Below are 16,158 nucleotides of genomic sequence, written 5' to 3' on the forward strand. Positions count from 1 at the left end.
ATCCTTAGTCTCACTATTTATGTACTCAATATGGCTAGCTGGGTAGTTTGATAGTGACTCTAAGACCATGGGGAGTAAGGTTATCTGCAACTATTTCTCCCTGGTGAGCATCAATAGCAGCCTTAGTAATTGCCAGCCCTAGCCCCCAGCCGCCAGACTCTCTCTCCCGAGCCGTTTGAGGTCGATAGAATGGGTCGAAGATAGCATGTAGATCTTGTTCATTCTCGATGCCAGGTCCGTCGTCGCAGATAATAATTGTGACTTCTGTGTCGGATGCTTGAGCCGTGATATTGATCTGCTGCTCGGCATAGCGAATCGCATTTCTGAGCAAGTTTTCAATTGCTCTAGCCAGTGGTCTAGGGCTTGTTGGCATAGAGATAGCGTCATCAATATCTATCAAGAGTTGCTTGCCCTGCTGAGAAGCTTCAAAATCTGCATCATCGAGTACCTGACTCAAGGTTTCATTGAGCGACACTAGATGCTTAGTATCGTGAATGTTGAGCTTTACTCGAGAAAGCTCAAGCAACTCAGCGATCATCTGTTCTAGCTGTTCTGCTTCATAGCCGATACGTTCCGTTTCGGCTGATTCCTGTCCCTTCTTACGGGCCAAGGCTAAGGCTAATTGTAACCGGGTCAGTGGTGTTCTTAGCTCATGGGAGATATCACTAATGAGCCTTTGTTGGCTTTTAACCATATTCTCAACTGAATTTGCCATACCGTTAAATGCCAGAGCTAGCTGACCAATCTCATCTTTGCGATTAGTGGTTGCCTTATCTACACGGCTGGTTAAATCTCCGGCCGCAAGTGCATCGGCGCTTAATCTCAATGTTCGCAGCGGTTTTCCCAGGTGCCAGGCGAGCAGGCCACATAAGAGGCCGGAGAGTATGATGGCTAGACTTAATGTCAGTAGTTTATTTTCGGCGAAGAAGAAAAACCAAGGGCGTGGATGATGATCGGCTAGTCTGCCATAAATTGAGTATTTTTCTCCTTTGACATCGAACTCATAGGGGCCAAAAATCAATTCTCTCTTAAATTGATGTGTCATAGGCCGTTCGGCCTCATCTGCCATCAGCATGAAGCGGCGTAAACCCCGAGATACCTTGTGTGAGTTAATGACTCTGCCCTGATGATCGACAATATAAAAACGGACAGGCTTGTCGTTTCTATCTCTGATATGAGTGAGCCGTTTAAATCGACTGCTGTTAATCGATTGGGGACCGTCTTCCAAACGTATACTGACCCGTTCGGCAACCCTGACGAGCATCTTTGCAAGATGAGGGGGAAGCGGTGCCCTGTCATGGTTTTGCTGTAATAGAGGTAGCAGACCCACAATGGCTATGATCAAGGAGCTGCAGAGCCAGAAGCCGAGTAATAATTTAATAAATATGCGGTTTGGGAGTCTACTCACTGTCATTAGGGTAGCCAGATGTAACCTTTGCCGCGAATAGTCTTGACTCTGGGTCTACCATCCATACGTTCTGGTAGCTTCTTACGTAGATTAGAAAGGTGCATATCTAAGCTTCTGTCGAATGGCATCAGCTTCTTATTGAGTACTTTCTCACTCAAGCTATCTTTACTTATCAAGTCACCTGCATTTTGTACCATTTCAAATAATAAACCAAACTCAGTTCCGGTAAGTATGAGTAGCTGCTCCTGACAATAAACTTCCTGACGGCTCGGGTCTAGCGTGATATCGCCATATTCATAAACACTGGGTTGCTTGTCGTTGGGTAAAATATGGCTACGACGAATAATCGCCTTGATTCGTGCGACTAGCTCTCTATCATTGAAAGGTTTAGGCAAATAGTCGTCGGCTCCTATCTCGAGTCCAACAACTCTATCAATCTCGTCACCGCGAGCGGTGAGCATTAGCACAGGTGTCTGCTTGTTAGCTCGGAGAGATTTCAACACCTCGAAACCATTTAGCTTTGGCAACATGACATCGAGAAGAATCAGGTCGTAATCTTTATCCAGAGCAAGTTCTAAGCCTGATTGTCCATCATGGGCAAGTGTTAGCTCGAAGCCTTCCAATTCCAGAAGTTGTGCTAATAACTCCGACAAGCCCAAGTCATCGTCTATCAGTAACAGATGGTTCATATGTGTCTTTACCTTAAATCAATATGCTAACAAGAGGAGTATACCTTTTTAGATGTCAATTGCAGTTTATCAATGTAAGTCTAAGTAAAGATCGCATTAGAGGTCGATTGAGTCGAGATTGAAATATAATTACTCAGTAAATTTACAGTGATTTACCTTGCATAAACCCTGACTTACATTGAACTCGTTAAACTAGGTTGTGTTGAATGACGTGAGATAACTCACCCACAGATAGAGGTCAGTGAAATGAAAATGAATACATTTAAAGCAGGTTTACTCGCAATTGTAGCAAGCACGGCTCTTATGACATCGGCTGTATACGCGGAAGATGGACAACATGACGGTCAGCATCATATGAAGAGCGATCGTATGGCTCACCATGGTGGTATGCGTCAAATGTTTAGAGGTTTAGATTTGACCGACGAGCAGAAGTCAGAAATTAAGTCACTAATGAAAGAGCAAAAGTCGGCAATGAAAGAGAATCGTCCTACCAAGGAAGAGCGTAAAGCCAAGAAAGCCGAGTTCTTAAGTTTGATCACAGCCGATAGCTTCGATGAGACAAAAGCGCAAGAGCTGATGCAAGTGAGACAAGATAAGGCTAAATATAAGAAGCTAGAGATGATGAAAGTTCAGAATAAGATATATAAGCTTCTTACGCCTGAGCAACAAGAACAGTTCAAAGATAACTTTGAAAAAGGCCATTCACGTAAAAGCGAACGTAAAGGTTGGCACTAGTCATCAGTTTTTAAAGGTGTATTGATATACACTTGAGGTCATAGGCTTCCCCTGCTTGCTATTCTTAACAAGAAAGTTAATAGCTATATATAGTAGAAATATGATCTCATGAATCAAGATTCCCAATACGACTTTTGGGTCAAGTTAGCTAGCCGCGCTGCAGTGGCTACAGCTTTGACCCTTATTATTATTAAGATGGCAGCCTGGATGTACTCAGGATCTGCTAGCATGCTAGCGTCATTGACAGACTCCTTTGCGGATGCGCTCGCATCTATAGTTAACTTCATCGCCATTCGATATGCCATAGTCCCGGCAGACCAAGATCATAGATATGGGCATGGTAAAGCTGAGCCATTAGCGGCATTAGCTCAGTCTGCATTTATTTTAGGTTCCGCCTTCTTACTATTATTTCATGGTGGAGATCGTTTAATTAACCCTACACCAGTTCATCATGCCATGTTGGGTGTCGTGGTATCTATAGTGGCTATTATCCTAACCTTTGCTTTAGTTGTTCTGCAGAAGAAAGCGTTAGCCGCTACATCTAGTACTATTGTAGAGGCCGACGCACTTCACTATAAATCAGATCTATTTCTGAATGCAGCCGTATTAGTGGCGCTAGTGCTCTCACAATATGGCTGGTGGTGGGCTGATGGCTTGTTTGCAATCCTTATTGCAATCTTCATTGGCCAACAAGCTTTGGGTTTAGGCTATCGCTCAATTCAGTCCCTACTCGATAGAGAGCTAGACGACGACACCCGGTTAAAGATAGTCAAGTTGGCCCAACAAGACCCACAAGTTAAAGGCATCCATGATTTAAGAACTCGTGAATCAGGCAAGACTACATTTATTCAATGCCATTTAGAACTGGATGGTTCTCTTAGCTTAAGAGAGGCGCATGTTATCGCTGATAAGACCGAAGCGAGAATAAGAGAGGCATTTTCTGATGCTGAGGTCATCATACATCAAGACCCTGTATAGCTAATAACTTGAGCTGAGCCTGTATTTTGGACAAAACCCTTCTAAATTGTGGGTAAGTCTGGGGGTAACTCGTGGGTATTGTGTGGCTAAGCTATAAGGTTCCAAAAACATCACTTTTTCTCGAAATAGCCCTTGCGCTCTGGGCTGACATCCCTATAATGCGCATCCACTGACACGGCAAACCAGTCTTCTTAAACGAAGCTGAAACCCAGTCAGGGCAATAAGTAAGCGGTTAAAAGTTAAATTTTTAAAAGCCCTTGACGCCAACAACGGGAAGTGTAGAATACGCATCCCTAGCCAAGGCGGAACGCCTTGGGAAGTAAGTAAAAGCCAGCGACCTAGCGTCTAACGGCGGTGCTACCAAGCACCAGCTCTTTAACAATTCAAAACAAGAAATCTGTGTGGACACTCACAGGTATTGAGTTATTCGAAATTGCCTTCTGTTCCTCGGAATGTCGGCAATCAAAATATTACTCAATGAATGAGTGTTCATAGATTCGAACCTAGTTCGGATCACTTATATAAACAGTATAATTCATTGAGCCGATGTCATCTTCGAAAGAGGATGCATCAAAAGAACTTTAATTGAAGAGTTTGATCATGGCTCAGATTGAACGCTGGCGGCAGGCCTAACACATGCAAGTCGAGCGGAAACAGAAAGTAGCTTGCTACTTTGCTGTCGAGCGGCGGACGGGTGAGTAATGCCTAGGGAACTGCCCAGTCGAGGGGGATAACAGTTGGAAACGACTGCTAATACCGCATACGCCCTACGGGGGAAAGGAGGGGACCTTCGGGCCTTTCGCGATTGGATGTACCTAGGTGGGATTAGCTAGTTGGTAAGGTAATGGCTTACCAAGGCGACGATCCCTAGCTGGTCTGAGAGGATGATCAGCCACACTGGAACTGAGACACGGTCCAGACTCCTACGGGAGGCAGCAGTGGGGAATATTGCACAATGGGCGAAAGCCTGATGCAGCCATGCCGCGTGTGTGAAGAAGGCCTTCGGGTTGTAAAGCACTTTCAGCGAGGAGGAAAGGTTGTAGTTTAATAAACTGCAGCTGTGACGTTACTCGCAGAAGAAGCACCGGCTAACTTCGTGCCAGCAGCCGCGGTAATACGAGGGGTGCAAGCGTTAATCGGAATTACTGGGCGTAAAGCGTACGCAGGCGGTTTGTTAAGCAAGATGTGAAAGCCCCGGGCTCAACCTGGGAATTGCATTTTGAACTGGCAAACTAGAGTCTTGTAGAGGGGGGTAGAATTTCAGGTGTAGCGGTGAAATGCGTAGAGATCTGAAGGAATACCGGTGGCGAAGGCGGCCCCCTGGACAAAGACTGACGCTCAGGTACGAAAGCGTGGGGAGCAAACAGGATTAGATACCCTGGTAGTCCACGCCGTAAACGATGTCTACTCGGAATTTGGTGTCTTGAACACTGGGTTCCCAAGCTAACGCATTAAGTAGACCGCCTGGGGAGTACGGCCGCAAGGTTAAAACTCAAATGAATTGACGGGGGCCCGCACAAGCGGTGGAGCATGTGGTTTAATTCGATGCAACGCGAAGAACCTTACCTACTCTTGACATCCACGGAATTTTTCAGAGATGAATTAGTGCCTTCGGGAACCGTGAGACAGGTGCTGCATGGCTGTCGTCAGCTCGTGTTGTGAAATGTTGGGTTAAGTCCCGCAACGAGCGCAACCCTTATCCTTATTTGCCAGCACGTAATGGTGGGAACTTTAGGGAGACTGCCGGTGATAAACCGGAGGAAGGTGGGGACGACGTCAAGTCATCATGGCCCTTACGAGTAGGGCTACACACGTGCTACAATGGTCGGTACAGAGGGTCGCAAAGCCGCGAGGTCAAGCTAATCCCACAAAGCCGGTCGTAGTCCGGATCGGAGTCTGCAACTCGACTCCGTGAAGTCGGAATCGCTAGTAATCGTGAATCAGAATGTCACGGTGAATACGTTCCCGGGCCTTGTACACACCGCCCGTCACACCATGGGAGTGGGCTGCACCAGAAGTAGATAGCTTAACCCTTCGGGGAGGGCGTTTACCACGGTGTGGTTCATGACTGGGGTGAAGTCGTAACAAGGTAGCCCTAGGGGAACCTGGGGCTGGATCACCTCCTTACCTATACGACTAACTCAATATTTGCTGAGTGTTCACACAGATAACTTGTTCTTGTTAGAGCAAACTAATTCTCCAAGCGAGAGTTAGCGTTCTTTAAAAATTTGGAAAGCTGATAGTGTTAATGTGAAAGGGACTATTGTGAAAGCTACTTCGTAAGAGGTAAGGATTACAGTGGTTAATAGCATTAGCGCGAAAAATAAATAATTGAGTTCTCAAACACTTAAATCAAGTGCCGAATTGCAGCGATGCAATTCAAGAGTATTCTTTTGGCGAAAGTAAACACCATTAGTTGCGATACAATTTGTTTTCTACTATCCGTAGAGAATATTGAGTCTGTTAGCGCAGTCAATGTGTTGTTAGGCAAGACGCGAAAGCGAACGAGGAGGGCGTGTAGTTCACTACATAACCGACAAGTGAGCTTGAGTAACGCTGCATAACAGTACAGTGGCAAGCGGATAAAGACCCATGTGGGTTGTATGGTTAAGTGACTAAGCGTATACGGTGGATGCCTTGGCAGTCAGAGGCGATGAAGGACGTAGTAACTTGCGAAAAGCGTTGGCGAGCTAGTAACAAGCATTTGAGCTAACGATGTCCGAATGGGGAAACCCACTCACATAAGTGAGTATCACTACATGAATACATAGTGTAGTGAGGCAAACCCGGGGAACTGAAACATCTAAGTACCCGGAGGAACAGAAATCAACCGAGATTCCCCTAGTAGCGGCGAGCGAACGGGGATTAGCCCTTAAGTCTATGGGGTGTTAGTGGAATGAGTTGGAAAGCTCAGCGGCACAGGGTGATAGCCCCGTACATGAAAACTAACCATAGATGAAAACGAGTAGGACGGGACACGTGACATCTTGTCTGAACATGGGGGGACCATCCTCCAAGGCTAAATACTCCTGACTGACCGATAGTGAACCAGTACCGTGAGGGAAAGGCGAAAAGAACCCCTGTGAGGGGAGTGAAATAGAACCTGAAACCGTATACGTACAAGCAGTGGGAGCGGTTCTTGAGACCGTGACTGCGTACCTTTTGTATAATGGGTCAGCGACTTACATTTTGTAGCGAGGTTAAGCGAATAGCGGAGCCGTAGGGAAACCGAGTGTTAACTGCGCGTTTAGTTGCAAGGTGTAGACCCGAAACCCGGTGATCTATCCATGGGCAGGTTGAAGGTTGAGTAACATCAACTGGAGGACCGAACCGACTTATGTTGAAAAATGAGCGGATGACTTGTGGATGGGGGTGAAAGGCCAATCAAACCGGGAGATATCTGGTTCTCCTCGAAAGCTATTTAGGTAGCGCCTCGAGCGAATACCATTGGGGGTAGAGCACTGTTAAGGCTAGGGGGTCATCCCGACTTACCAACCCTTTGCAAACTCCGAATACCAATGAGTACTACTCGGGAGACACACGGCGGGTGCTAACGTCCGTCGTGGAAAGGGAAACAACCCAGACCATCAGCTAAGGTCCCAAAGTTATTGCTAAGTGGGAAACGATGTGGGAAGGCTTAGACAGCTAGGAAGTTGGCTTAGAAGCAGCCATCTTTTAAAGAAAGCGTAATAGCTCACTAGTCGAGTCGGCCTGCGCGGAAGATTTAACGGGGCTAAGCAATACACCGAAGCTATGGGTACTAGTGCTTGCACTGGTGCGGTAGAGGAGCGTTCTGTAAGCCGTTGAAGGGAAAGGGGTAACCCATCCTGGAGGTATCAGAAGTGCGAATGCTGACATGAGTAACGATAAAGGGAGTGAAAAACTCCCTCGCCGAAAGACCAAGGTTTCCTGTCCAATGTTAATCAGGGCAGGGTAAGTCGACCCCTAAGGTGAGGCCGAAAGGCGTAATCGATGGGAAACAGGTTAATATTCCTGTACTTCTGCTAACTGCGATGGAGAGACGGAGAAGGCTAGACTAGCGCGGCGTTGGTTGTCCGCGTTTAAGGTTGTAGGTTGTATTCTTAGGCAAATCCGGGAATACGCATTAAATTGCAAGACTGAGGACTGATGACGAGACCCTAAGGGGTTGAAGTAGTTGATGCCATGCTTCCAGGAAAATCTTCTAAGCTTCAGGTTAGTAGGAATCGTACCCCAAACCGACACAGGTGGTTGGGTAGAGAATACCAAGGCGCTTGAGAGAACTCGGCTGAAGGAACTAGGCAAAATGGTACCGTAACTTCGGGAGAAGGTACGCTCCCGACGGTGATGAGACTTGCTCTCTAAGCTGTTGGGAGTCGCAGATACCAGGTGGCTGCAACTGTTTATCAAAAACACAGTACTGTGCAAACTCGCAAGAGGAAGTATACGGTATGACGCCTGCCCGGTGCCGGAAGGTTAATTGATTGGGTTATCTTCGGAGAAGCTCATGATCGAAGCCCCGGTAAACGGCGGCCGTAACTATAACGGTCCTAAGGTAGCGAAATTCCTTGTCGGGTAAGTTCCGACCTGCACGAATGGCGTAATGATGGCCACGCTGTCTCCAGCCGAGACTCAGTGAAGTTGAAATTGCGGTGAAGATGCCGTATACCCGCGGCTAGACGGAAAGACCCCGTGCACCTTTACTATAGCTTGGCACTGAACATTGAACCTACATGTGTAGGATAGGTGGGAGACTTTGAAGTTGGGACGCTAGTTCTGATGGAGTCAACCTTGAAATACCACCCTTGTAGTTTTGATGTTCTAACTCAGGCCCCTGAATCGGGGTTGAGGACAGTGCCTGGTGGGTAGTTTGACTGGGGCGGTCTCCTCCCAAAGAGTAACGGAGGAGCACGAAGGTTGGCTAAGTACGGTCGGACATCGTACGGTTAGTGCAATGGCATAAGCCAGCTTAACTGCGAGACATACACGTCGAGCAGGTACGAAAGTAGGTCATAGTGATCCGGTGGTTCTGTATGGAAGGGCCATCGCTCAACGGATAAAAGGTACGCCGGGGATAACAGGCTGATACCGCCCAAGAGTTCATATCGACGGCGGTGTTTGGCACCTCGATGTCGGCTCATCACATCCTGGGGCTGAAGTCGGTCCCAAGGGTATGGCTGTTCGCCATTTAAAGTGGTACGCGAGCTGGGTTCAGAACGTCGTGAGACAGTTCGGTCCCTATCTGCCGTGGGCGTTGGATGATTGAAGGAAGCTGCTCCTAGTACGAGAGGACCGGAGTGGACGAACCGCTGGTGTTCGGGTTGTTATGCCAATAGCATTGCCCGGTAGCTACGTTCGGAATCGATAACCGCTGAAAGCATCTAAGCGGGAAGCGAGTCCTAAGATGAGTCATCCCTAGGAATTTAATTCCTCTAAAGAGCCGTTCGAGACTAGGACGTTGATAGGCAGGGTGTGTAAGCGTTGTGAGGCGTTGAGCTAACCTGTACTAATGACTCGTGAGGCTTAACCATACAACCCAGATGGGTTTGTGTAGTTAGTGTGTGTATTACTTCATAAGCACAAAAGAATACGAACTTGATTTAAGTCGAACCTAATTATTTATTATTTAGAGAAATCTAGATACAGCTTTCTAAATTCTTTTACCTTTAGCTTTTTTAAAAAGCTGAAAGTAATCGTCAAATTAGTCTGGAAACCATAGCATTGTGGCCCCACCTGAATCCATCTCGAACTCAGAAGTGAAACGCAATCGCGCCGATGGTAGTGTGGGGTCTCCCCATGTGAGAGTAGGTCATTTCCAGGCGCCTAATTTCTCGTAAAGAGAGTCGATAAATCCCCAGCACCTAGTGTTGGGGATTTTTTCGTTTAACAGCTTTTGAAATGAGCTTCTCACATGGGGAATATAGATAGCGCATGCGCAGCATGCATCCTTTTATGTGATAGTAGGGTGATATCGCTGCGTTCAGCAAACGAAGTTTGATGCTGCGGTAGAACGCGGAGGATTTATCCGAAGCTGGGCTATTGGAAGGCGCCTCCGCTTTTTGCGTCTGCAATTTGTCATTTCCAGGCGCACTCCTGACTTAACAGTGACTAAGCCACCTTATTAAGGTGGCTTTTTTGTACAGGAAGTACTTATCCTTGAACGCCAAGGGTGGCGTAGGAAAGGGTTTGCGTCTGGGATTTAATAAAGTTTGGCTGAATAGCTCGAACTTACCGGTACAGATATCAGGTGGCTTATCCACTTAAGCACGCACGTGCAATGCCACTTTGGTTTATAAAGAGTCGATGTTGGTCGATAAATTCTCCTCGGTAACAGCTGCTGCATTATTCTACCTTCGTCCATCCTTGGTCTCGTACCTCCTATATCCATATAGTCGTTCAATATCGACACTTCCGCCATCCATGACGGTCCGCCGCTGAGCTTGGTCAGAAATTGCATTCATGCATTCATGCATTTCTGACATTCACCACATACATGTGGCTTGGTCCCCAGTTTCATGACTACTTCATTACGCGATCCATACATCTGATGTTTAGGACTACCAACTGCCTTGCTCTAAAGTTGCCAAGGATGATGCAAACTTCGCGGCTAAAGCACGCTCCTACGTTGGGGATGAGCATTGTTCTATTGTGTAGGGCCGGCTTTAACCGGGAAGAAGGGATTAAATGGGCCTTGCATCTTTTGTTTCATGATTTATCCCTGTGTTTGTAAGGCTGCTCTGTATCTTATATAAACGTATTGAATGATAAGTGTTCACTCAGTCTTTATATCATCATTTTCTTTAAAAAAGCGCTTGTGCTCTGGGCTGATACCCCTATAATGCGCATCCACTGACACGGTAAACAGCGTCATTAAGGCAGTAGCCATAGCGATAATGAGACGAGTCAGGGAGTTAAATGAGTTTGGTTATGAATGTTTTGTTGGTGGTTATTTAACCGCTTAAAAATCTTCTTAAAAAAGCCCTTGACGCCAATCACGGAGAGTGTAGAATACGCCTCCTCAAGCCAACGACCTAGCGTCTAAGGCTGCTACCTGAAAGATTCGCTCTTCATGTTAGCAACGCTCTTTAACAATTCAAAACAAGAAATCTGTGTGGACACTCACAGGTATTGAGTTATTCGAAATTGCCTTCTGTTCTTCGGAATGTCGGCAATCAAAATATTACTCAATGAATGAGTGTTCATAGATTCGAACCTAGTTCGGATCACTTATATAAACAGTATAATTCATTGAGCCGATGTCATCTTCGAAAGAGGATGCATCAAAAGAACTTTAATTGAAGAGTTTGATCATGGCTCAGATTGAACGCTGGCGGCAGGCCTAACACATGCAAGTCGAGCGGAAACAGAAAGGTGCTTGCACCTTTGCTGTCGAGCGGCGGACGGGTGAGTAATGCCTAGGGAACTGCCCAGTCGAGGGGGATAACAGTTGGAAACGACTGCTAATACCGCATACGCCCTACGGGGGAAAGGAGGGGACCTTCGGGCCTTTCGCGATTGGATGTACCTAGGTGGGATTAGCTAGTTGGTAAGGTAATGGCTTACCAAGGCGACGATCCCTAGCTGGTCTGAGAGGATGATCAGCCACACTGGAACTGAGACACGGTCCAGACTCCTACGGGAGGCAGCAGTGGGGAATATTGCACAATGGGCGAAAGCCTGATGCAGCCATGCCGCGTGTGTGAAGAAGGCCTTCGGGTTGTAAAGCACTTTCAGCGAGGAGGAAAGGTTGTAGTTTAATAAACTACAGCTGTGACGTTACTCGCAGAAGAAGCACCGGCTAACTTCGTGCCAGCAGCCGCGGTAATACGAGGGGTGCAAGCGTTAATCGGAATTACTGGGCGTAAAGCGTACGCAGGCGGTTTGTTAAGCAAGATGTGAAAGCCCCGGGCTCAACCTGGGAATTGCATTTTGAACTGGCAAACTAGAGTCTTGTAGAGGGGGGTAGAATTTCAGGTGTAGCGGTGAAATGCGTAGAGATCTGAAGGAATACCGGTGGCGAAGGCGGCCCCCTGGACAAAGACTGACGCTCAGGTACGAAAGCGTGGGGAGCAAACAGGATTAGATACCCTGGTAGTCCACGCCGTAAACGATGTCTACTCGGAATTTGGTGTCTTGAACACTGGGTTCCCAAGCTAACGCATTAAGTAGACCGCCTGGGGAGTACGGCCGCAAGGTTAAAACTCAAATGAATTGACGGGGGCCCGCACAAGCGGTGGAGCATGTGGTTTAATTCGATGCAACGCGAAGAACCTTACCTACTCTTGACATCCACGGAATTTTTCAGAGATGAATTAGTGCCTTCGGGAACCGTGAGACAGGTGCTGCATGGCTGTCGTCAGCTCGTGTTGTGAAATGTTGGGTTAAGTCCCGCAACGAGCGCAACCCTTATCCTTATTTGCCAGCACGTAATGGTGGGAACTTTAGGGAGACTGCCGGTGATAAACCGGAGGAAGGTGGGGACGACGTCAAGTCATCATGGCCCTTACGAGTAGGGCTACACACGTGCTACAATGGTCGGTACAGAGGGTCGCAAAGCCGCGAGGTCAAGCTAATCCCACAAAGCCGGTCGTAGTCCGGATCGGAGTCTGCAACTCGACTCCGTGAAGTCGGAATCGCTAGTAATCGTGAATCAGAATGTCACGGTGAATACGTTCCCGGGCCTTGTACACACCGCCCGTCACACCATGGGAGTGGGCTGCACCAGAAGTAGATAGCTTAACCCTTCGGGGAGGGCGTTTACCACGGTGTGGTTCATGACTGGGGTGAAGTCGTAACAAGGTAGCCCTAGGGGAACCTGGGGCTGGATCACCTCCTTACCTATACGACTAACTCAATATTTGCTGAGTGTTCACACAGATAACTTGTTCTTGTTAGAGCAAACTAATTCTCCAAGCGAGAGTTAGCGTTCTTTAAAAATTTGGAAAGCTGATAGTGTTAATGTGAAAGGGATAGCGACTTACTTGTAAGTTGTTATTAATAGCATTAGCGCGAAAAATAAATAATTGAGTTCTCAAACACTTAAATCAAGTGCCGAATTGCAGCGATGCAATTCAAGAGTATTCTTTTGGCGAAAGTAAACACCATTAGTTGCGATACAATTTGTTTTCTACTATCCGTAGAGAATATTGAGTCTGTTAGCGCAGTCAATGTGTTGTTAGGCAAGACGCGAAAGCGAACGAGGAGGGCGTGTAGTTCACTACATAACCGACAAGTGAGTTTGAGTAACGCTGCATAACAGTACAGTGGCAAGCGGATAAAGACCCATGTGGGTTGTATGGTTAAGTGACTAAGCGTATACGGTGGATGCCTTGGCAGTCAGAGGCGATGAAGGACGTAGTAACTTGCGAAAAGCGTTGGCGAGCTAGTAACAAGCATTTGAGCTAACGATGTCCGAATGGGGAAACCCACTCACATAAGTGAGTATCACTACATGAATACATAGTGTAGTGAGGCAAACCCGGGGAACTGAAACATCTAAGTACCCGGAGGAACAGAAATCAACCGAGATTCCCCTAGTAGCGGCGAGCGAACGGGGATTAGCCCTTAAGTCTATGGGGTGTTAGTGGAATGAGTTGGAAAGCTCAGCGGCACAGGGTGATAGCCCCGTACATGAAAACTAACTATAGATGAAAACGAGTAGGACGGGACACGTGACATCTTGTCTGAACATGGGGGGACCATCCTCCAAGGCTAAATACTCCTGACTGACCGATAGTGAACCAGTACCGTGAGGGAAAGGCGAAAAGAACCCCTGTGAGGGGAGTGAAATAGAACCTGAAACCGTATACGTACAAGCAGTGGGAGCGGTTCTTGAGACCGTGACTGCGTACCTTTTGTATAATGGGTCAGCGACTTACATTTTGTAGCGAGGTTAAGCGAATAGCGGAGCCGTAGGGAAACCGAGTGTTAACTGCGCGTTTAGTTGCAAGGTGTAGACCCGAAACCCGGTGATCTATCCATGGGCAGGTTGAAGGTTGAGTAACATCAACTGGAGGACCGAACCGACTTATGTTGAAAAATGAGCGGATGACTTGTGGATGGGGGTGAAAGGCCAATCAAACCGGGAGATATCTGGTTCTCCTCGAAAGCTATTTAGGTAGCGCCTCGAGCGAATACCATTGGGGGTAGAGCACTGTTAAGGCTAGGGGGTCATCCCGACTTACCAACCCTTTGCAAACTCCGAATACCAATGAGTACTACTCGGGAGACACACGGCGGGTGCTAACGTCCGTCGTGGAAAGGGAAACAACCCAGACCATCAGCTAAGGTCCCAAAGTTATTGCTAAGTGGGAAACGATGTGGGAAGGCTTAGACAGCTAGGAAGTTGGCTTAGAAGCAGCCATCTTTTAAAGAAAGCGTAATAGCTCACTAGTCGAGTCGGCCTGCGCGGAAGATTTAACGGGGCTAAGCAATACACCGAAGCTATGGGTACTAGTGCTTGCACTGGTGCGGTAGAGGAGCGTTCTGTAAGCCGTTGAAGGGAAAGGGGTAACCCATCCTGGAGGTATCAGAAGTGCGAATGCTGACATGAGTAACGATAAAGGGAGTGAAAAACTCCCTCGCCGAAAGACCAAGGTTTCCTGTCCAATGTTAATCAGGGCAGGGTAAGTCGACCCCTAAGGTGAGGCCGAAAGGCGTAATCGATGGGAAACAGGTTAATATTCCTGTACTTCTGCTAACTGCGATGGAGAGACGGAGAAGGCTAGACTAGCGCGGCGTTGGTTGTCCGCGTTTAAGGTTGTAGGTTGTATTCTTAGGCAAATCCGGGAATACGCATTAAATTGCAAGACTGAGGACTGATGACGAGACCCAAGGGGTTGAAGTAGTTGATGCCATGCTTCCAGGAAAATCTTCTAAGCTTCAGGTTAGTAGGAATCGTACCCCAAACCGACACAGGTGGTTGGGTAGAGAATACCAAGGCGCTTGAGAGAACTCGGCTGAAGGAACTAGGCAAAATGGTACCGTAACTTCGGGAGAAGGTACGCTGCCGGCGGTGATGGACTTGCTCCTTAAGCTGCTGGCAGTCGCAGATACCAGGTGGCTGCAACTGTTTATCAAAAACACAGTACTGTGCAAACTCGCAAGAGGAAGTATACGGTATGACGCCTGCCCGGTGCCGGAAGGTTAATTGATTGGGTTATCTTCGGAGAAGCTCATGATCGAAGCCCCGGTAAACGGCGGCCGTAACTATAACGGTCCTAAGGTAGCGAAATTCCTTGTCGGGTAAGTTCCGACCTGCACGAATGGCGTAATGATGGCCACGCTGTCTCCAGCCGAGACTCAGTGAAGTTGAAATTGCGGTGAAGATGCCGTATACCCGCGGCTAGACGGAAAGACCCCGTGCACCTTTACTATAGCTTGGCACTGAACATTGAACCTACATGTGTAGGATAGGTGGGAGACTTTGAAGTTGGGACGCTAGTTCTGATGGAGTCAACCTTGAAATACCACCCTTGTAGTTTTGATGTTCTAACTCAGGCCCCTGAATCGGGGTTGAGGACAGTGCCTGGTGGGTAGTTTGACTGGGGCGGTCTCCTCCCAAAGAGTAACGGAGGAGCACGAAGGTTGGCTAAGTACGGTCGGACATCGTACGGTTAGTGCAATGGCATAAGCCAGCTTAACTGCGAGACATACACGTCGAGCAGGTACGAAAGTAGGTCATAGTGATCCGGTGGTTCTGTATGGAAGGGCCATCGCTCAACGGATAAAAGGTACGCCGGGGATAACAGGCTGATACCGCCCAAGAGTTCATATCGACGGCGGTGTTTGGCACCTCGATGTCGGCTCATCACATCCTGGGGCTGAAGTCGGTCCCAAGGGTATGGCTGTTCGCCATTTAAAGTGGTACGCGAGCTGGGTTCAGAACGTCGTGAGACAGTTCGGTCCCTATCTGCCGTGGGCGTTGGATGATTGAAGGAAGCTGCTCCTAGTACGAGAGGACCGGAGTGGACGAACCGCTGGTGTTCGGGTTGTTATGCCAATAGCATTGCCCGGTAGCTACGTTCGGAATCGATAACCGCTGAAAGCATCTAAGCGGGAAGCGAGTCCTAAGATGAGTCATCCCTAGGAATTTAATTCCTCTAAAGAGCCGTTCGAGACTAGGACGTTGATAGGCAGGGTGTGTAAGCGTTGTGAGGCGTTGAGCTAACCTGTACTAATGACTCGTGAGGCTTAACCATACAACCCAGATGGGTTTGTGTAGTTAGTGTGTGTGTTACTTCATAAGCACAAAAGAATACGAACTTGATTTAAGTCGAACCTAATTATTTATTATTTAGAGAAATCTAGATACAGCTTTCTAAATTCTTTTACCTTTAGCTTTTTTAAAAAGCTGAAAGTAATCGTCAA

4 protein-coding genes and 5 rRNA genes are annotated in these 16,158 nt (G+C 47.5%); 7 read left to right on the forward strand and 2 right to left on the reverse strand.

All coding sequences use genetic code 11. The annotated features are described in order from the left end of the window. Nucleotides 1-34: 34 nt before the first annotated feature. Both FM037_RS01455 and FM037_RS01460 read right to left on the reverse strand, forming a co-directional pair. The gene (locus FM037_RS01455; protein WP_144044532.1) at nucleotides 35-1,414 is read right to left on the reverse strand and encodes an ATP-binding protein; all 1,380 of its coding nucleotides are present in this window, start codon (nucleotides 1,412-1,414) and stop codon (nucleotides 35-37) included. After that, a complete protein-coding gene (locus tag FM037_RS01460; RefSeq protein ID WP_144044533.1) occupies nucleotides 1,414-2,097 on the reverse strand; it encodes a response regulator in 684 nt (227 codons plus the stop codon). Before FM037_RS01460 ends, FM037_RS01455 begins: the two co-directional genes overlap by 1 nt. A gap of 252 nt (nucleotides 2,098-2,349) precedes the next feature. Here FM037_RS01460 and FM037_RS01465 point away from each other — a divergent pair, with 252 nt between their 5' ends. From FM037_RS01465 to FM037_RS01495, 7 genes are all read left to right on the forward strand, one after another. Then, the gene (locus tag FM037_RS01465) at nucleotides 2,350-2,832 is read left to right on the forward strand and encodes a Spy/CpxP family protein refolding chaperone (protein ID WP_407695622.1); all 483 of its coding nucleotides are present in this window, start codon (nucleotides 2,350-2,352) and stop codon (nucleotides 2,830-2,832) included. 108 nt (nucleotides 2,833-2,940) lie between these two features. Further along, on the forward strand, nucleotides 2,941-3,810 hold the full coding sequence (gene fieF, locus FM037_RS01470; protein ID WP_144044535.1) for a cation efflux pump FieF: 870 nt from the start codon (nucleotides 2,941-2,943) through the stop codon (nucleotides 3,808-3,810). A 582-nt stretch (nucleotides 3,811-4,392) separates the two neighbouring features. After that, nucleotides 4,393-5,937 (forward strand): 16S ribosomal RNA (locus tag FM037_RS01475). 478 nt (nucleotides 5,938-6,415) lie between these two features. Further along, nucleotides 6,416-9,320: ribosomal RNA gene (locus FM037_RS01480) — 23S ribosomal RNA — on the forward strand. Between the two features lie 174 nt (nucleotides 9,321-9,494). Further along, nucleotides 9,495-9,610: ribosomal RNA gene (gene rrf, locus FM037_RS01485) — 5S ribosomal RNA — on the forward strand. 1,471 nt (nucleotides 9,611-11,081) lie between these two features. Continuing rightward, nucleotides 11,082-12,626 (forward strand): 16S ribosomal RNA (locus tag FM037_RS01490). 460 nt (nucleotides 12,627-13,086) lie between these two features. Beyond that, nucleotides 13,087-15,989: ribosomal RNA gene (locus FM037_RS01495) — 23S ribosomal RNA — on the forward strand. The 16S, 23S and 5S rRNA genes sit together here, the layout of an rRNA operon. Nucleotides 15,990-16,158 lie beyond the last annotated feature (169 nt).

It is taken from the genome of Shewanella psychropiezotolerans (genome assembly GCF_007197555.1).
GTDB lineage: Bacteria > Pseudomonadota > Gammaproteobacteria > Enterobacterales > Shewanellaceae > Shewanella > Shewanella psychropiezotolerans.